Genomic DNA, 17,450 nt, shown 5'->3' with positions numbered 1-17,450 from the left:
TGAACTAGGTTCCGCGCGCCTGGCGGAGCCGGGGAAAGGAACAATCGACACGGCCGCACTTCTGTGGAGCGCGGCCGCAAGCAAACAGGGAGACCGCCGCCGAGGCGAGCGACTCCAGCGCATGCCTATTTCTGGCCGGCGAGTTTGAAGTCCGAGCCCTCGACCTTATAGAGGTAGGACGGGGCCACTTTGAGTTCGCCGGTGTCGTCGAACTCCAGTTCGCCCACCGCGGTCTTGACCTTGACCACATGCAGTGCGGCGTTCATGTCCTCGCGCGTAAGACCCTTGGTCGTCTTGAGCACCTGCTCGAGGATTTGGCCCTGCACATAGCCGTAGATCGAATATGGCCCGGCATCCTCGCCATACTTGGCCTTATAGAGCTTGGCGAAATCCGCGATCTCGGGCGAGGCATCCATCGGCGGGACCTGGATGGCGACAAGCGTACCCTGGACGTTGGCCTCGCCGGCCTGCTTGATAAGGTCCGGGGTATAGCCGCCGTCCGGCACCATCAGCGTCCCGGTTATGCCCTGTTCGTGCATCTGCTTGGCGAACAGCGCAAGCTGCGGCATCACGGCGCCAAGATAGATCGCATCCGGCTTTTTGGTCTTGATCTGGGCCAGCACGGCGGTGAAGTCGACGTCGGTCGGCGCCACGGCCAAGGTGTCGAGGACCTTGCCGCCGCCCGCTTCGAAATTCTTGGCGAATATCTCGGAAATCCCCTGTCCGAAAACCTGCTTGTCGTTGACGATGACGGCGGTCTTCGCGCCAAGCTTGCCCAGGGCGTATTCGGCTGGCAACAGCGCGCCCGCCAAGTCGTTGGCGACCGGGCGCACCATGAACTTGTACCCCTGTTTGGTCAGCGACGGGTTCGAGCCGAAGGTCATGGTCGGCAGCGAGCAGTCCTCGTAGATCGGCAGCGTTGACTGGGCAACGCCGGAATTGAAATTCACAAGCCCGAGCACGACCTTGTCGTTGTCGCAGAACTTCTGCGCGACGAGCGTTCCCTCGCGCGGGTCGGCTTTATCGTCCTGCTGGTCGTAGGCAATGGTGACGCCGTTGACGCCGCCATTCGCGTTCAGTTTGTCGACATAGAGCTTGAAGCCATTGTGCCAGGTGTTGCCGAAATACGCCTGCGGGCCGGAAAGCGGCGCGGCCATGCCGACGGTTATCTGCTCCGCCATGGCGGGTAGCGCGAAGAGTGAGGCGCCGAGAAGGAGTGCGGCGGTAATTTTTCTCATGAAGGTTCCCCTTAGCTGCTGTCACGTGAGGGCGGCCGTTCCGGTCTTCTCCCTCTTTGCCAGCGCATCGAAGCAGACAAAGGAGTGGCAGTCAAGAAAGTGTCGACACTATTGCGTTCAATCTTGTGGTCAGATACCGATCAGGTATCGCGGACCTTTCGGCGACGCTTTAAATCGGCGGCATTGTCGGGCGCAAAAACCTTGAGCAGCGCGTCCTTGAGCGCCTGCTGCGTGGCGGAGACGGTCATTTCGATATGTTCGCGCAACAGTTTCATGCCTTCCTCGGCATCTCGTTTGACGGCGGCGGCGACGATGCCCGAGTGGAAGGTGACTTGCGCCTTGTCGTGGGAAGGGTGCTCGATCTGGATACGGCGGATGAAGCGGATGCGCGCATTGATGGAGGCGAGCTGGCCGACGAGTTCGGGATTTCCCGAGAGCTCGGCGATGAGCAGGTGGAAGCCTTCGTCCTCAGCCAGGATGATATCTGCCGGCTGGTCTCGATAGCCGTCGACGATCGCCTCCCAATATTCTCGCAGCCGGTCGATGTCGCGGTCTTCAGCGCGCTCGCACATCAGTTTGAAAGCGGCGCATTCGATGATGGAGCGCAGCTCATAGAGATCGAGCAGGCCCTCGGTGCTGAGGCTTCTTACGAAGAAGCCGCGATTGGGCGTGAGCGAAACGAAGCCCTCGGAGGCGAGCCGGTTCAACGCCTCGCGGATTGGCGTGCGCGAAACACCCAGGCTGCGCGAAAGCTGGACCTCATTGATGCGCTCGCCGGGCTTGAGCGTGAACTCGACGAGATGCTTGCGGATCGTGAGATAGGCACGTTCGCTGCTATCGGCGCTGCGTCGCGTTTCGGCCTCGTTCACAGCAGGCTGGTCGCCGCCAGCGTCGCCCTCAACTCGTTCGGTCATGAAAGTTCCAATCGGATTTGTCTGCAGTTCGTGTCGACACTTTGCGGCTCACCTTTCTTTCGCAAGTTCATACGAATGGCAAGCGGCGCTTCGGGGAGAAGGAAATGATCGTTGGCATTCTTGGCGTCGGGCATCTGGCGGCTTCCATGTTGACCGGGTTCCTGCGATCCGGGTTGGATCCGGCGGCAATCGTCCTGTCTCCACGCGGCAAGGCCGCGACCCTTGCGGCCCAGCACGGCTTTCGACTCGCAGCCGACAATCGGGAACTCGTTGAGGTTTCCGATGTCGTCCTGCTCTCGGTGCGGCCCATCCATGCGCCGGAGGCGGTCAGAGGCTTGCCGTGGCGCATGGGGCAGACCCTAATATCGGTTTGCGCCGGCGTGCCGCTGGCCAGTCTGGATGTCGCGCCAGCGCGTATCGTTCGCGCCATGCCGCTCACCGCTTCCGAGATCGGGGCCAGTCCGACAGTCTACTATCCCGACCTGGAGCAGGCGAGGGCGGTGCTGGACCGGCTAGGCCCTTCGATAGCACTTTCCAGCGAGAGGGATTTTGAGGTCGCGACGGTCAGTGCCGCGGTCTACGGCTGGGCACAGGACCTCATACGCAGGACGGCGGAATGGTCGAGCGCCCAAGGCCTCGATCCCGCGGCGGCTCGCCGGCTGGCGGCAAGGACCTTCGTAGCGGCTGGGCGACTGATCGCCGAAAAGGGAGACCCGATGGAGCGGATGCTGCAGGAATTGGTGACGCCCGGTGGGATCACCGAGCGGGGACTGCAGGTTCTCTCGGCGCGCGAAGTGCCGACGGCCTGGGAGGAGGCCTGCATGGCGGTTCTCGCGAAGCTGACCGGCGGGCCTGCCGATACATAGAAGCGGCGATGCCGGGCCGTTCATCGTAGCGGCGGCGGCGGGTATTTCTGGCCCCCGGTCGCCTGTTCGCTCGGCGCGATGGTCAATTCCGTGATGTCGACATGGTCAGGCATCCTCAACGCTGAAACAAGCGCGGCGGCAACGTCGGCCGGGTACAACGGCCGTTGCTCGCAATACATGCGCTTGCGCAGGCCTTCACGGTCTCCGTCAAAGGCATTGAGGTAGAAATCCGTCTCGACGCGTCCAGGCGCGATCTCTGTCAGCCTCACGCCGGTGCCCGCAAGATCGAAGCGCAGGATGCGGCCCGCTTGCGACAGGCCGGCCTTTGCCGCGCCATAGGCTGTCGTGCCGGCAAAGATACCGCTCGCCGCCGTGCTGGTCAGGGTGAAGATGTGGCCGCGCTTGCGCGCGATCATGCCGGGCAGGAGAAGGCGGATGAGTTGCAGCGGCGCGGTGAGGTTCAATTCCACCACCTCCGCCGTCTCTTCGGCGCTTTGTTCATGCAAGGGGCGGACGGTCGCCAGGCCACCGGCATTGTTGACCAGAACGTCGACTTCGGCGGCGCCCAGCGCGGACATGATCGTTTCGCCATCGCGAACGTCGGTTGCAACGGGCTTGACCCGCGGCCCAAGCCGCTCCCGCAAGGCAAGCAGCGCGTCGTTGCTGCGCGCCAACGCATAAACCGTCAGCCCTTCCGCCACGAGGCTCTCAACGATCGCCGCGCCGATGCCTTTGGAGGCTCCGGTGACGAGGGCGGTGCGATAGTCCATGCGCGTTCTCCCAAGCTCATATGATCAAAGCGCGCCATGTTCGGCGACCGTCCTCAGGATGCCGACCAGCCCGGCCTCCCGCGCTGCCCTGAGTTCCTCGGAGCCGCGGCCATGCGTCGCCGCGCCCGTCGACGCCGAAATCGCCCGGATCGTGTCAGCGTCGAGCTTGGCGTCGAGCAGCGTGTCCCAGATGGCTTGATAGGTGGGACCGTATTTGCGCAGGAAGTCCTCGATGCCGTCGGCATTGAGGCTGTTGGAAATGAATGAGCCCTGCAACGTCCATTTCGGTCCCGGTCCGTACATGAAGGCCCGATCGATATCCTCGACCGACGCGACGCCGTCGCGCACCAAAGCTATGGCTTCGCGCCACATCGCGCCCATCAGGCGCAGGGCGATATGGCCCGTCACTTCCCGGTTGAGCGTAACGGGCTTCTTGCCGACAGCTTCGTAGACGGCGCGCGCCCGCGCGATTGCCCGCGGATCGGTCGCCTTGCCGCCGACGATCTCGACGAGCGGCATCAGATGCGCCGGGTTGAACGGATGACCAAGCACGATGCGGCCGGGCACACGGCACTCGGCCTGGATATCGGAGACGAGCAGCGCGGAGGAGGAAGAAGCAACGATGACCTCGTCGCCGATATGGTTTTCGATCTCGGCAAGCAGCCGCCGTTTGAGCGACAGGTCTTCCGGACCGTTCTCCTGCACGAAGTCGACGCCTTCGAGCGTCTCGGCCATCGTCGGGAAAAGCCTGATCGCCCCCGGCGCGGGCGCGGGACCCTTCAAGCCGTCCAGGTCTGTCGCAAGCGCCGACAGCGCTTCGTGGAGGACCGTCTCCCGCCGCTCCGCCGGATCATATACGCGCACGTCGTGACCGGCATGGGCAAAGCAAGCTGCCCAGCGCTGCCCGATGACGCCGAACCCGACGATGCCGATGGTCAGTCTCTCCACTTTCAGGCCCTTCTGCCATCGAGCGCGGCACGAAACGCCTCGTTGAGGTCGTTCCATGGGATGAGCAGGTCGAGCCAGGCGCCGATACGGCCGGCGACGAGGATCGCCTCGTTGATAAGGGGGTCGAATGGCACTTGCTCCTCCATCGCCCTCTCGAGGCGGAACAGCAGCGATGGCGTTTCCTCGAGATGGCAGAAGTCTCGCAGCCGTGTCGCCGCCTTGTTCAGCGCAAGTGCCGCCGTCTGGCGCAGCACCGCCTCGTTGACGCTCCCTCGCTCAGAACGGATCCACCAGAGCAGTTCGTGCAGGACGCGCGCCTCCGCCTCCGCCGTGAAGACCGGTCCGGCGGGATGCATGATGGCCCGCGAAGCGGTGATACGGGCTATGTCGTCGGGCATGCGGTCCCAGATCACCTTGCGTCCCGCCACGATGTCGTGTGGAAGCGTCGATGCCGGCGGGGCCTCCTCAGTCCCTCCGTCGGCCAGCGCCAGGGTTCCGTCGATGACGCGGCGTCCCTGTTCCCGCTTGAGCACCGCGGCGAGCTCCGCGATGCCCTCGATCGGCGCATCGAGATGGCCGAGCACGGTGATCTCCGCCGTCTCGGCCTGGAGCGGCGCGAAGGTGATCTCCAGGAACTGCCGCACCGGCCAGTAGATGAAGGCCCCGGCCTTGGCGTCGAGCACATGGGTCGCACCCTCCACGTCCTCGACGAAGGGCGCGTGCCAGTAGATATGGCTGCCGGCGATCTTGGGCGTGTGCAGTTGCAAACGCAGGGGCAGGGCGGCCAGCAGCGAGCGGCGGGTGCGCAGAGCGTCGCCGTTCAGTTGGATAGGCCAGGCCTTGCCCTCGGCCGAGAAAACGAGCTGCATGTCACTTGCCCGGGTTGAAGAACGAAACCGGCTTCAGGATCTGGTTGCGCATGTCGAGGAGGTAGTCGGTCTCGATCACCTTGCGCCGATAGGCTTGCCATTCCGGGTCGGCTTCCATGCGGTCGCGACGCTCCTCACGGTCGGCAAGGCTTTCGTATTTCCACAAGTGCACGGTCCGCGAGAGATCGCCTATGTGGGTCTGGAAGAAGCCGAAAGGCTCTCCCAGATAATGCCGCTGCATGGGCAGGCCGACATCCTCGTAGAGCTTGAGGAAATGGGACAGCTTGTTCGGGCTGGCGGTGTAAGTGCGGTGGTCGAAGATCATCTCGGTCACTCCTTTTGATTCCTGTTCCGGCCCCGTGGGGCCAGAAAAGTTGTCCGGCTCGGCATCGCCGGCGCGCCGAGCGCGGGTCGTATCAACCGCAACTTCGTACCGTCTCCGCGATAAGCCTGGCCGTCAGTGCCGGCGCTTCGACCTGCGGTACGTGGCCAACGCCGTCGAGCAGGTGAACGGCGGCGAAGCCGGGCGCGCGGGCCGCATGAGCGGCAGGTGCCACGCGGTCGAGCTTGCCCCACACGAGCCGTGTCGGCACGCCAAGTTCGGCGAGAGCGGGCGTCAGGTCGAAGCCTTGCGTTCCATCCGGGAACAGTGCTTCCGCCATTGAGGCCAGCGCATTCCTATTGCCGTTTTTTTCCATCTGCCTCAGCGCCGCCTGGGCGTAGCCGGCCGGCAGGATTCGCGGATCGCTCACCATGACCGCCAGCCAGCGCTCGAGCGCCTGGACTGTGGTCGCGCGCGCAAGCCCGGCGATGAAGCCGGCATTGATCTCGGGGCCGAGGCCGGCCGGCGCGAGAAGGGTCACGGAGCGCACGGTGAGGCGGCCGAGCCGGGTGAGCGCAAGAGCGGCCGCCCCGCCCAGGGAATGGCCGACGAGATGGACGTCCCAGACGCCCATGGCCTCCAGTCGATCGGAAAGGGCGAAGGCGATCTCCTCGATGCTCCTTGCCGGCCGCGCGGCCTCCGCGCCGTGGCCGGGCAGGTCGAGGCTGACCGTCGCAACACCTGGTTCGAGCAAAGGCACGACCTGCCGCCAAACGGAACGGTCCGCTCCGAAGCCGTGGAGGAGGACCGCCGGCGTCGTTTGTCGCGCTGTCGCCGGCGTGGCGACCGGCGATGCCGGGGCCGCGGCCGGCTCCGCCTGGATGCCGCCGGACCGATCCGAACGCGTGGCGAGCGCGGCGTCAATGTCGCGCTTCTTGATGCGTCCCCTTGGACCGGTCCCCGCTACGGTCGACAGGTCCAACCCCGCGGCCCCCGCAAGCCGGCGGGCAAGCGGGCTTGCGATCGCACGGGTGCCGGACTGGCGGGCGGGCTGAGGGGCGTCGGTTACCGGGAGGGGATCGGTCGTCGCTGCCGTTGTGGCTGGAGCCGCTTGGCCCGCCATCGGTTTTTCGTCCGCGATGGTGCCGAGCACGGCGCCGACCGGCGCCTCCTGCCCCTCGGTGAAGTAGATATCGGCAAGCCAGCCATCTCGATCGGCCTCGATTTCGGTCGCCGCCTTGGCCGTCTCGACGGTGACGATGAGATCGCCGGCCTTGACCGGGTCACCGGATTTGGCCGCCCAGGCAATCACCAGCACGGCTTCCATATACTCGCCGCCTGCGCTGTCGATGCTGATCGGATGGGTTGCCATCTGCCGCCTCCGTCACTTCAAAATCTTCAGCGCAGCGGCGCGGATCTTCTCAGCGCTCGGCAGCATCGCCGTTTCGAGAGGCTCGGAATAGGGGATCGGCATGTCCGGCAGCGTGACGCGCGCGACCGGCGCGTCCAGTTCGTCGAAAGCATGATCCATGATCGTTGCCGAAAGCTCGGCGGCGTAGCCGCAAAAGCGCCAGCCCTCGTTGACTACCACCGCATGGTGCGTTTTGGCGATCGAGGCGACGATGGTATTGACGTCGAGCGGGCGCAGCGACCTGAGGTCGACGATCTCGGCGGATACGCCGTCCGTGGCGAGAAGATCGGCCGCCTTTGCCGCTTCCACCACCATCTTGGAAGTGGCGAAGATCGAGATGTCGCCGCCCTCGCGCACGGTTGCCGCTTTGCCGAGCGGTACGGTCACGTCGCCTTCCGGAACCTCGCCGCGAACATTGTAGAGCAGCTTGTGCTCCAGGAAGACGACCGGCTGATCGTCGCGGATCGCGGCCTTCAGCATGCCCTTGGCATCGGCGGGGGTCGCAGGCGCGACGACCTTGATGCCAGGTATATGGGCAAGCATCGAATCGAGTGCCTTGGAATGTTGCGCGCCGGCGCCGGCGCCGCCACCGCCCTGGGTGCGCAGCACGAAGGGCATCTTCACCTGGCCGTTCCAGATGTAATTGTAAATTGAGGCTTGGTTGACCAGCGAATCGAGCGTGAGCGGCACGAAATCCGCATACATGATTTCCAGCACCGGCCGGGTGCCGGTCATGGCGGCGGTCACTGCCATCGCGGTCAGCGCCTGTTCGGATATCGGCGTGTCGCGCACACGCGTTTGACCGAATTCCTCCATCAGCCCCTTTGTCACCTTGAACACGCCGCCATAGCGGCCGATGTCCTCGCCGAACAGGAAGACGGAAGGATCGGCCTGCATCTCCTCGCGCAGCGCGGCGTTGAGTGCCTCGGCGTATCGCATCATCGCCATGTCAGTGCGCCTCGCTGTAAGGATTGCAGGCTTCGTCGACCAGGAACTCCGGCATCGGATCGGAAAGGGCGGTCTCGAACGCCTCGTCAGTCTCGGCCTTGGCCGCGGCTTCGATTGTGGCGAGCCGTGCTTCCCCGACATCGTCCAGCAACGCCTTGCGGGAGACGATCAGGGGGTCGCGCGCTTTCCAGGCCGCTATATCCTCTGGCCTCTGGTAACCGCCCATGTCGGACGTCGAGAAACCTTCGACGCGGTAGGTCTTGCATTCGACCATGCCGGGACCTTCGCCGCGCCTCGCTCGCTCCGCCATCGCCGACACGGCGCGATAGACGGCGACCGCGTCGTTGCCGTCGACGATTTCGGCCGGCATCGCGTAGCCGGCGGCGCGGATCGACAGATCCGCGACCGGCGACTGCACTTCGGAAGGAACGGTTAGGCCGAACTGGTTGTGCTCGAGCACGAAGACGACCGGCAGCTTCCAAAGACCGGCCATGTTCATCGCCTCGTGGCAGATGCCCGTCTGGGCGGCGCCGTCGCCGAAGACGCACATGGCGACGTTGCCCGTCCCCAGGATCTGCATCGACAGCGCCATGCCGGCAGCGGCAGGGATACCGGCTCCGACGATCGCGTTGCCACCGATCACGCCCTTTTCGGCATCGGCCACCAGCATATGGCCGGCACGTCCGCCACATGCGCCCGTCGTCCTGCCGAATATCTCGGCCACCACTGGGCGCATGGCCATACCCTTGCCGATATAGACGGCATGGCCGCGATGGGTGGTGGCAACTTTGTCACCGGGCTCCAGAACAGCCGTAGCCGCAACGCCCACGGCCTCCTGGCCGTCGCACCGATGGATAGGACCGCGTGTGCGCCCTTCCTTGTGGAGCACCCCCAGTCTTTCCTCGAGGTGCCGCACCAGCAGCATCCGGCGATATATCTCCAAATGCTGTTCGACCGACGGAGTGTTCTTCACGGGCTATTCCCAGTTGCGCTGAAATTAAATACAAAAGTGTCGACACTTTGCAAGCGCTTCTGCAAGATGCGACGAAACAAGTTTGGAAAAGGGGAGGCGGACATGCGCTTGAAGGACAAGGCGGCGATCGTCACGGGGGCCGGTGCAGGCATTGGCGCGGCCGTCATGGAACTGTTCGCAAGGGAGGGCGCGCGCATCCTTGCGGTGGACCGCGACGGGTCGCGGGTCCGCGAAGTGGCGGCCAGAGCCCGCGCCCTGGCACTGGAAGCCGACGTCTCCGACGAGGCTTCCGTCACGGCTATGGTGGATCGCGCCCGGGAAGCGTTTGGCCGGATCGATATCCTGGTCAACAACGCCGGCTATGGCATACGCGGTTCGGTCGTCACGACCGCCGCCGCGGATTGGGACGCGCTGATGGCGGTCAATTTGAAGGGCGTCTTTCTGTGCTCCAAACATGCCATTCCCGTCATGTCCGGGGGCGGCGGCGGGGTGATCGTGAACACCGCCTCCAATGTCGCCAATGTCGGGCTTGCCGACCGGGCCGCCTACGTCGCCTCGAAAGGCGGCGTAGCGGCGCTGACGCGGGCCATGGCGCTCGACCATGCCGGCGAAAACATCCGCGTCAACGCCGTGGCGCCGGGCGTGACCTGGTCGAGCTATTTCGACAGCATGTTGGAGACACATCCCGATCCCGCGGGGTTTGTCGCGGCCCTGAACGCCCGTTCGCCTATGAACCGAGTGGCGCAGCCGGTCGAAATCGCCAATGCGATCCTGTGGCTCGCCAGCGATGAATCCTCTTTCGCGACCGGCTCGATCCTGACGGTCGACGGCGGCATGACCGCCTGGTAAGCAGGCGTCCGTCACATAACGGCGGCGCCCTGCTCGCGACATCAGGCGACAGGCGGGATGGAGCGAAGAGCGGCAAGCATCTCGTCGAGATCGGCGCAAGGCAGGCAGCCCAGGTCGGAAATATCCTTGGTCACGTCGACCGGCAGGCCCGAATTCGAATCCTTCGGCACCTCGTTCAGCCGTCCGCCGATCAGCACCGGCAAGGAAAGTCCGCGCGCCGTCATCGCGGCCTTCAGAGCCTGCGCGTAGCGCAGCGCGACGCCGTTGTAGGTGCTGACGGCGATGGCGTCCGCGCCGGTTTCGGCGGCACGAGTGACGAGCGCTTCCGGGTCAACAGCGACGCCGGCGTCGGCGATGGCGATACCAAGGCCTTCGAGCGCCTGTTCGACCAGATACTTGCCGTGCTCATGCACATCAGTGGTGCCGATGCAGACGGTCAGGTTTCTTGCCGCCTCCATCCGCTTCTGGCCCGCCACCCAGGTTGCCGCCTTGTGGTTGAGCTCTCGCGCCCATTCGGCATGGATCAGCGGCACACGCCCACGCGGACCGGTCGCGCCCGGGCCGAAAAGCGCTTCCAGGCGTTTTGGGCCGATGCGCCGGATAGCCAGCATCAGCGCGGCAGGATCGTCCACATCGACCTCTCGTTCTGCGAGGCCGGCGAGAGCGGCATCGGCAAAACGCCGTCCGCCTTCGACGAGCACGTCGGCCATCGCCTCGGTCTTGGCCCAATCGAAGACCGGGTCGTAGAAAGGCGCGTGCAGCGTCAGCCTGTGGGCGAATGTCTGCGCGTCGATGATCTCGTCGACGTCGGGAATGCGCTGGTTCTCCGTCACCGGCACGGGATTGATCGCATGGCCCGAAGGCCAGCGCCCCATGGCGAGTATGTCGGCCATCAGATAGCTCGCCAGGCTGGCATAGTTACCGGCAGGGCTCGACTGGTAGGAGACGGTGTTGCCGAAGATCATGGTGCCCGGCGTGTCGGTGACCCGCACGAGTGCCGCGTGGAAGGCGGTGCGAGAAAGCGGGTCGCTGAAGTGATGGCCGTAGCAATGCGCGATTCTTGCGCCGATCAGCGTCTCGACAATGTGCTTTTCCACCAGCACCATGCCCAGCGCGCAGGCCATGTCGATGAAAAGCCCGGCGAATCCGTCGTCAAGATTCGAATGGACAAGGATCTCCGCATCTTGCGCGGCGATCAGGCCAAGCGCGGTGACGGTCGCTTCGGTGGTCGCCACGTCGTCGTCCCAGTAGGGCAGCCGGAAGGTGAAATACTGCCCGAGATTGCCGATGGCCGTCGCCCCGGCCGCGATCGCGGCGCGGGTGTTTTCGACCGCGCCCGGCAGGCCGAGCATGAAGTCCCCAAAATGCGCGGCCGCGGAAGCGGCATTGGTGATGCGCGCGAAATCCTCCGGACCGGTCAGCACGATGCCCGTGCCGCGCGCGGCCTTGGCGCGCATGGCCTGCGGATAGCCCATCGACCAGTCCAGCGTGATGCCGAAGCGATCGACCGTCACCCCCGCCCTGCGGCATTGCTCATGCACTTCGCCGATCGCCGCGATGGTCCGGTCGACGCTGCGGAAGCCGATGTGAGCATGCTGCATGACGCGCCTTTCCGCTGCCGCCTTGCGTTTCCAAGCGGCTTCGGACGGCATGCCGGTTTCGGTGAGGAAACGGCAGCTCCCGAGCCCCCAGTCGCGCGCCATGGTTCGCCCCTCGGCGAGCAGGTCTGAGCCCGGCTTGAGACGCGGATCGGTGAGAACGGGGACGATGTCGGCGGTCATGATATCTGCTGCTCGGCTTCGGTGATGAAACGGCGGATGACAGCGGCAACGCCCTCTGGCCTGGCGAGGGGATGGAAATGCGCGCCGTCGACGGATGCGTATCGGGCGCCCGGTATCGCCTCGGCGATGGCCTGCGTCAGGGCGGGCAGGATCAGCACATCGCCCGTGGCGGCGATTACTTGCACCGGAGCGACAACCCCGGCGAGGTCATCGAGGCAATCATGGTCGAGCAGCATGCGCAGGCGCGCCGCGGCGACATGCAGCGGGGCGAGGGTCCGTGAGGCGGTGGTGACCGCCATCTCGAGCTCGGCGAAATGGATCGCCAAGTAGGAAGCCTCGTGGCACAGCGCATGGGTGAGGCGCTGGTAGGTCTCGGCCATGCCTGCCTCGAGCAGTTCGGCACGCGCGGTGAAGAGGGCGCGGAAGCGGCTGTCGGCGCGCCCCCAGGAACTGCTGATCGTGTAGCTCACCCCGAGATCCGCATGGTCGAGAGCAAGTCTCTGGGCGACGGCGCCGCCTGTGGAATGCCCGACGACATGTGCCGGCCCGCCCGTCTGCGCCAGCAGGCCCGCGACATCGCCGGCGATGAGCGGAACGGAGTAAGGGCCGTCGGGGCGGTCGCTGCGGCCCGCGCCGCGATGATCGGTGACTATGAGTTGGTAATCAGCCTCGAGCAGGCGCACGACGCCGGACCAGAATCGTCCGTCGCCGCCTAGTCCCGGGATGAGGACGAGGCGCGGCCCCTTCGCCCCGAACGTTTCGTAGTGGATGCGGCAGCCATCGGCGGCGACGAAGAAGGTCATCGTCGGCGGCCTCCCGTCTCGGGCGGGTCGGTGTCGAGCAGATCGCGCAGCGCGGCGACGAGGCTCAGCGCGGTCAGTGCCGAAGTCTTCGGATTGCCGGGCGAGGGCGCGTTGACCATGCTGAAGAAGGCGGTGCCGGCAGCGCTCTCGGCCTCGATTTCATGGCTGTTGCCGGTCGCCTTCGGGTCGACGACAACCCGCACGGTGACCCTTTCGGCGCCCACGGCCAGCGCCACGGCGAAGGCCGCATTGAGGTTCTTGGGATAGGCGGATGCCGCTTCGGCGGGGGACCCCTCGAAGAGCGTCACGGCATCGCGCTCGGCCGATAGACCACGCGCGGCGAGCTCGGCTTCCCAGGCCGCCGGCGGCTTGCGCGAGGTATAGCGTACCCGCGCGTCGGGAAGGGCCGCTATCGCACGCAGATAATCGAGGCCGCCCAGCGCTCCCGCCGGCAGCATGAGCCGCGCGCCGCCGCTGCGGCCGGCGGTGGCGATGCGGGCGTGAAGCGTGGCATCGGCAAGCGCGCCGACCGATGCCACGACGGTTGGTATTCCGGCTTCGAGCAAGGCAGGTATATAGGTCGCCACTGCCGCCTGGCCCGCGGCCTCGACCACAGCCCGCGGCCTCGCCTCGATCAGTCGCTCGACCTTGGTGACCGCTCTGACATTCGCCGGCAGTTCGGGACCGGCGCCTTCGCGCAGCAACACCAGCCAATCGACCGCGTCGGGCGGAAAGGCCGAGACGAGGTCACGCGCGATGGCTCCGTAGCCGATGAGGCCGAGCGTCGTCATTCGGCGTCTTCAGGAGCCGCGGCTCACGGGATCGAACTTGTCGGTGAGATCGGCGCCGAAGACGGTCCTGCGCTCGATCTCCAGCACGTTTTCGGGGCGTGGGAAGTTGGCGGGTACGCGGTCGCCCAGCTTGCGCGGCTTGCCGATGAGGCGGAAGAAGTCTTCGAGCCCGTTGGGCACGATCAGCCAGAGCCAGCGAAGCTGCGTTTCGCCATCGTTGATGAACATGTGCCTGACATTCTTCGGCAGGAACACCACGCTGTCGGGGCCTAGAGGATACTCCTTGCCGTCGACGACGGCGCGGCCGTGGCCTTCGATCACATAGATCGCTTCCTCATTGCGCTCATGCGTATGCTCGCGCACATAGCCGCCGGGCGCCACAGACTGCGTGCCAAGCGCGAACGGGTGCTCCATGCCGACGATGTGGGGTGCTAGCGCCACGTCGATATGGCCGTTCGCCGGCACCGGCTGCCAGTAGCTTTCGCGCGTTTCGGACCCGGAGATATGAATGCCGGATGGAGCTGGCGGAAGGTGAGTATCATCCATGGCTCTGCCTGTCGAAAAGGGGCTTGAGATTATCGTGCGGGTGCATGCCGCTCACCAACGGAACGTATAATGCAAAAAGTGTCGACACAATAGTAGACAGATTTAATTTCCCGCACCTATAGTGACGTCGCGGTGACAGTCTGGGGGACGCCGATGGGCGAATTCGATGTTCTGGTTATCGGTTCCGGTTCGGCGGCCTGCGCGGCGGCATTGAGAGCGGCCAAGGGCAGCCTCAAAGTGCTGGTGATCGAAAAGAGCGGATGGCTGGGTGGCACCTCGGCCATGTCCGGCGCGGGCGTCTGGATACCCGCCAATCACCTGGCCGCGGATGCCGGCGTCGCCGACAGCCGGGACGATGCGCTGACCTATCTGCGCGCCGTGTCTCCCCGGGATTGGGCGCGGAAGGAGGATGCGCTCTGGAGCGCTTTCGTCAGAGCGGCTCCCGATATGCTGCGTTTCCTTTCCGGCAGCACGCCTCTGGATTTCCGTCTGGTCAACGAGCCGGACCCCTTCGCCGAGGCGCCTGGCGGCAAGCTTTTCGGCCGCATGGTCTCGCCGCTGCCGCTCAGCCGACGCATCCTGGGCAAATTCGCGGCGCGCTTGCGTCCCTCCACCTTGCCGCACAGTTTCAGCTACCAGGAGATCGTCGATAGCGATCTTTATCATCACCCCATACGCGCCGGCCTCAGGCTCTGGCCGAAGCTGCTTTGGCGAAAGCTGACGAATTCCGGCGGACAAGGCACGGCTCTCATGACCGGGCTGATCAGGGGATGCCTCGATGCGGGCGTCACCTTTTGGCTGGAAACCCGCGCCGTGGGTCTGATCCAGGATCCGGACTCCCGCGTGACCGGCGCCGAGGTGGAGCGCGAGGGTCAGCGGACGAAGCTTCTTGCCCGACGCGGCGTGGTCATCGCGACCGGCGGCTTCGAATGGGATGCCGAGATGCGGGCACGCCATTTCCCTGGCGCCCTGGATCGTATCGGCAGTCCTCCCACCAACGAGGGCGACGGCCAGAAGCTTGCCGCTTCCGTCGGCGCGGAGTTGGATCGTATGGACCAGGCGAATGTCTATCCCTGTCTGCCGACGCGCTACCAGGGCAAGCCGCATGGCCTGCCCATGACCTTCCAGGCCGAACCGCATTCGATCGTCGTCAGCCGCGATGGCAGACGCTTCGTCAGCGAGAACGATTTCAATATCGGCGAGGCGATCGACGCGCGCGGGCCGGACGGCACGCCGGTGAACCTGCCCTGCTATCTGGTCGGCGATCACCGCTTCCTGAGGACGTCTCTGCCCTTCCGCTGGTATGCGTCCTACGAGCGGCAATGGATCAAGAAAGCCGACACGATCGGCGGCCTCGCTGCAAAGCTGGGATTACCGGCATCGGCTCTCGAGGAGACGATTGCCCGCTGGAACAGCTTTTGCGCGAAGGGACGCGATGAGGATTTCCGGCGCGGTGAGAACGGCTGGGAGGAATACAAAGCGCACGGCCCTAAAAATCGGCTGAAGCCCATCGACAAGCCGCCCTACGTCGGCATGACGCTCAATCGTTCTATACTCGGAACCAAGGGGGGAGCCCGCACCAATGAGCGGGCGCAGGTCCTGAGGCCGGACGGTTCGATCATTCCTGGTCTTTACGCGGCCGGTCTTGCCATGGCCAACCCGATCGGCACGCGCGCCGTGGGCGCCGGCACCACCCTCGGCCCAAATCTGACCTGGGGCTTCATCGCCGCTGAAACGATCCTGCACCAGAATCGATGACCGCGGAGCGAAACGCCCTGAGGATGGGCTGGCGATCTAGCCAACCGACCCTTGCCGGCGAATACGATCTCAAAATGACGGTTCCCCGTTTGCAGCGCGCACCCGCTCGCCAAGTCGCCGCGGACGTCCGAAGAAAGTACGCTGATTAAGCAACTCGATCGCGATACATTCCGGACTCCGGTGGTGACTATGGCCGCCACTCCTGCCGAACCAGGCGACAGGCCCAGTGTCGCAGTGACGATTTGAACCAGCGGACGGGTGACAATTCCGGGAGGCATGGGCGTAAGGAATGGCGTCAGCTTTGCGCCCAATGTTGGCCGTAGTCTTGAGCTCTATCGTTGACCCAAAGCTGTCGTGGCCAGGCCCATTGCCCAATTCCCTCAGGCAATTACTGCTCAGAGTGTCGAGCTCACCGCTCAAGGCAGATTGCCACTCCTTGTCCGCCGCCGATGCAGAGCGATGCCAATCCTTTGCGCGCATCGCGGCGGATCATCTCGTAGAGCAGTGTCACCACGATGCGGCAGCCGGAACCGGCCAGCGGATGTCCTAGCGCGATGGCGCCGCCGCTCATGTTGATGATGTCCTCGTTCCAGCCCATCTCGCGATTGACGGCGATGGCCTGGGCGGCAAAAGCCTCGTTGACCTCCATCACGTCGAGGTCGCAGGCCTGCCATCCCGCCTTCTCCAACGCCAGACGTGAAGCAGCGACGGGACCGAGCCCCATGTTCATCGGCTCGACACCGGCGGAAGCATAAGACGCGATACGCGCGAGGGGCGTCAGACCAAGTTCCTTCATCCGCGCTTCCGACGTCACCAGCACCGCCGCGGCACCGTCGTTGAGACCGGAGGAGTTGCCGGCCGTGATCGTTCCCGCCGTATCGAAGACCGGCCTCAGCCGGCCGAGGCCTTCCATGGTGGTGGCGGGATTGGGATGCTCGTCGCGGTCGATGACGAGATCGCCCTGCCTGGCCTTTATCGAGACCGTGACGATCTCTTCGTCGAATCGGCCCGTCTGGATGGCGGCGTCAGCCTTCTCCTGCGAGCGCAGCGCGAAACGGTCCTGCTCTTCGCGGGTGATCTGGTAGCGCTGCGCCAGCGACTCGGCGGTCACGCCCATATGCACCTGATGGAAGGCGTCCCACAGTCCGTCGGTGATCATGGAATCCTTGACGGTACGGTCGCCCATCCGGATGCCGGCGCGGGCGCCGTGAATGACATGCGGCGCCGATGTCATCGAATCCTGCCCGCCGGCAATCACGCAATCGGCGTCGCCACAGCGAACGGCCTGGGCGGCGAGATGGATCGACTTTTGGCCGGCACCGCATACCTTGTTCACCGTCATGGCGGGGACGCTGACTGGAAGGCCTGCCTTGAGCGCGGCCTGTCGCGCCGGATTCTGTCCGGCGCCGCCAGTCAGCACCTGGCCCATGATCACCTCACTGACGGCATCGGGGGCGAACTGCGTTTCCGCCAGCATCGCCTGGATAAGCTGTGCCCCCAGCTCCGCCGCCGAAAGGCTGGCGAACGCGCCGTTCAGCTTGCCGATGGGCGTCCGCTTCGCGGCGGCGATATAAACAGCATCCATTTCCAGTCCTCTACACGCGAACGGCGTGTCCACGATCGCAGCTTGACATTCTGGTTATAACCAATAATCTGAAACGCA

17 protein-coding genes are annotated in these 17,450 nt (G+C 65.0%); 3 read left to right on the top strand and 14 right to left on the bottom strand.

Annotation, left to right across the window (positions count from 1 at the left end; translation table 11 throughout):
• Positions 1-125 precede the first annotated feature (125 nt).
• Complete coding sequence (locus FJW10_RS24105) at positions 126-1,238, bottom strand: branched-chain amino acid ABC transporter substrate-binding protein (protein ID WP_140901915.1); 1,113 nt, start codon at positions 1,236-1,238, stop codon at positions 126-128.
• A 140-nt stretch (positions 1,239-1,378) separates the two neighbouring features.
• Positions 1,379-2,152, bottom strand: a complete 774-nt coding sequence (locus FJW10_RS24100; protein ID WP_140901914.1) for a GntR family transcriptional regulator — start codon at positions 2,150-2,152, stop codon at positions 1,379-1,381.
• 104 nt (positions 2,153-2,256) lie between these two features.
• Here FJW10_RS24100 and FJW10_RS24095 point away from each other — a divergent pair, with 104 nt between their 5' ends.
• Positions 2,257-3,018 (top strand): NAD(P)-binding domain-containing protein, encoded by a 762-nt coding sequence (locus FJW10_RS24095; RefSeq protein WP_140901913.1) that lies wholly within the window; start codon positions 2,257-2,259, stop codon positions 3,016-3,018.
• Positions 3,019-3,038: 20 nt separating this feature from the next.
• Here the strand turns inward: FJW10_RS24095 and FJW10_RS24090 are convergent, their stop codons facing one another.
• The 7 genes from FJW10_RS24090 to FJW10_RS24060 all read right to left on the bottom strand — a co-directional run bounded on the left by FJW10_RS24090 (position 3,039) and on the right by FJW10_RS24060 (position 9,259).
• Complete coding sequence (locus FJW10_RS24090) at positions 3,039-3,788, bottom strand: SDR family oxidoreductase (protein WP_140901912.1); 750 nt, start codon at positions 3,786-3,788, stop codon at positions 3,039-3,041.
• 24 nt (positions 3,789-3,812) lie between these two features.
• Positions 3,813-4,793: a 3-hydroxyacyl-CoA dehydrogenase NAD-binding domain-containing protein gene (locus FJW10_RS24085; RefSeq protein WP_140901911.1), complete on the bottom strand. Its 981-nt coding sequence runs from the start codon at positions 4,791-4,793 to the stop codon at positions 3,813-3,815.
• Entirely contained in the window at positions 4,739-5,605 is an 867-nt protein-coding gene (locus FJW10_RS24080; RefSeq protein ID WP_140901910.1) for a hypothetical protein, read from the bottom strand. The genes FJW10_RS24085 and FJW10_RS24080 overlap by 55 nt, the downstream gene beginning before the upstream one ends.
• A 1-nt stretch (position 5,606) precedes the next feature.
• Positions 5,607-5,930, bottom strand: coding sequence for an NIPSNAP family protein (locus tag FJW10_RS24075; protein WP_140786079.1), 324 nt, complete (start codon positions 5,928-5,930; stop codon positions 5,607-5,609).
• Positions 5,931-6,021: 91 nt separating this feature from the next.
• On the bottom strand, positions 6,022-7,299 hold the full coding sequence (locus FJW10_RS24070; RefSeq protein ID WP_140901909.1) for an acetoin dehydrogenase dihydrolipoyllysine-residue acetyltransferase subunit: 1,278 nt from the start codon (positions 7,297-7,299) through the stop codon (positions 6,022-6,024).
• A gap of 12 nt (positions 7,300-7,311) precedes the next feature.
• Positions 7,312-8,286, bottom strand: coding sequence for an alpha-ketoacid dehydrogenase subunit beta (locus FJW10_RS24065; RefSeq protein ID WP_140835709.1), 975 nt, complete (start codon positions 8,284-8,286; stop codon positions 7,312-7,314).
• 1 nt (position 8,287) lies between these two features.
• The gene (locus tag FJW10_RS24060; protein WP_140901908.1) at positions 8,288-9,259 is read right to left on the bottom strand and encodes a thiamine pyrophosphate-dependent dehydrogenase E1 component subunit alpha; all 972 of its coding nucleotides are present in this window, start codon (positions 9,257-9,259) and stop codon (positions 8,288-8,290) included.
• Positions 9,260-9,361: 102 nt separating this feature from the next.
• On the opposite strand from FJW10_RS24060, the gene FJW10_RS24055 reads away from it, so the two are divergent.
• Positions 9,362-10,108: an SDR family oxidoreductase gene (locus FJW10_RS24055; protein ID WP_140835752.1), complete on the top strand. Its 747-nt coding sequence runs from the start codon at positions 9,362-9,364 to the stop codon at positions 10,106-10,108.
• Positions 10,109-10,149: 41 nt separating this feature from the next.
• On the opposite strand, the gene FJW10_RS24050 is transcribed toward FJW10_RS24055, so the two are convergent.
• From FJW10_RS24050 to FJW10_RS24035, 4 genes are read right to left on the bottom strand one after another with little or no spacing between them, the layout of a single operon-like run.
• The gene (locus FJW10_RS24050) at positions 10,150-11,889 is read right to left on the bottom strand and encodes a cobalamin-dependent protein (RefSeq protein WP_140901907.1); all 1,740 of its coding nucleotides are present in this window, start codon (positions 11,887-11,889) and stop codon (positions 10,150-10,152) included.
• Entirely contained in the window at positions 11,886-12,692 is an 807-nt protein-coding gene (locus FJW10_RS24045) for an alpha/beta hydrolase (protein WP_140901906.1), read from the bottom strand. Before FJW10_RS24045 ends, FJW10_RS24050 begins: the two co-directional genes overlap by 4 nt.
• Positions 12,689-13,483, bottom strand: coding sequence for an aspartate dehydrogenase (locus FJW10_RS24040; RefSeq protein WP_140901905.1), 795 nt, complete (start codon positions 13,481-13,483; stop codon positions 12,689-12,691). The genes FJW10_RS24045 and FJW10_RS24040 overlap by 4 nt, the downstream gene beginning before the upstream one ends.
• A 9-nt stretch (positions 13,484-13,492) precedes the next feature.
• Positions 13,493-14,029, bottom strand: a complete 537-nt coding sequence (locus tag FJW10_RS24035; RefSeq protein WP_140835704.1) for a cupin domain-containing protein — start codon at positions 14,027-14,029, stop codon at positions 13,493-13,495.
• Between the two features lie 153 nt (positions 14,030-14,182).
• On the opposite strand from FJW10_RS24035, the gene FJW10_RS24030 reads away from it, so the two are divergent.
• Positions 14,183-15,787, top strand: a complete 1,605-nt coding sequence (locus FJW10_RS24030) for an FAD-dependent oxidoreductase (RefSeq protein WP_140901904.1) — start codon at positions 14,183-14,185, stop codon at positions 15,785-15,787.
• Between the two features lie 409 nt (positions 15,788-16,196).
• On the opposite strand, the gene FJW10_RS24025 is transcribed toward FJW10_RS24030, so the two are convergent.
• Positions 16,197-17,372, bottom strand: a complete 1,176-nt coding sequence (locus tag FJW10_RS24025; RefSeq protein WP_140901903.1) for an acetyl-CoA C-acetyltransferase — start codon at positions 17,370-17,372, stop codon at positions 16,197-16,199.
• Positions 17,373-17,450 lie beyond the last annotated feature (78 nt).

Origin of the sequence: Mesorhizobium sp. B4-1-1 (genome assembly GCF_006439375.1) — a bacterium.
In the GTDB taxonomy this organism is placed as follows: Bacteria; Pseudomonadota; Alphaproteobacteria; order Rhizobiales; family Rhizobiaceae; genus Mesorhizobium.
Note: the sequence above shows the minus strand (reverse complement) of the source record. Positions and strands in the feature narration are given on the sequence as shown.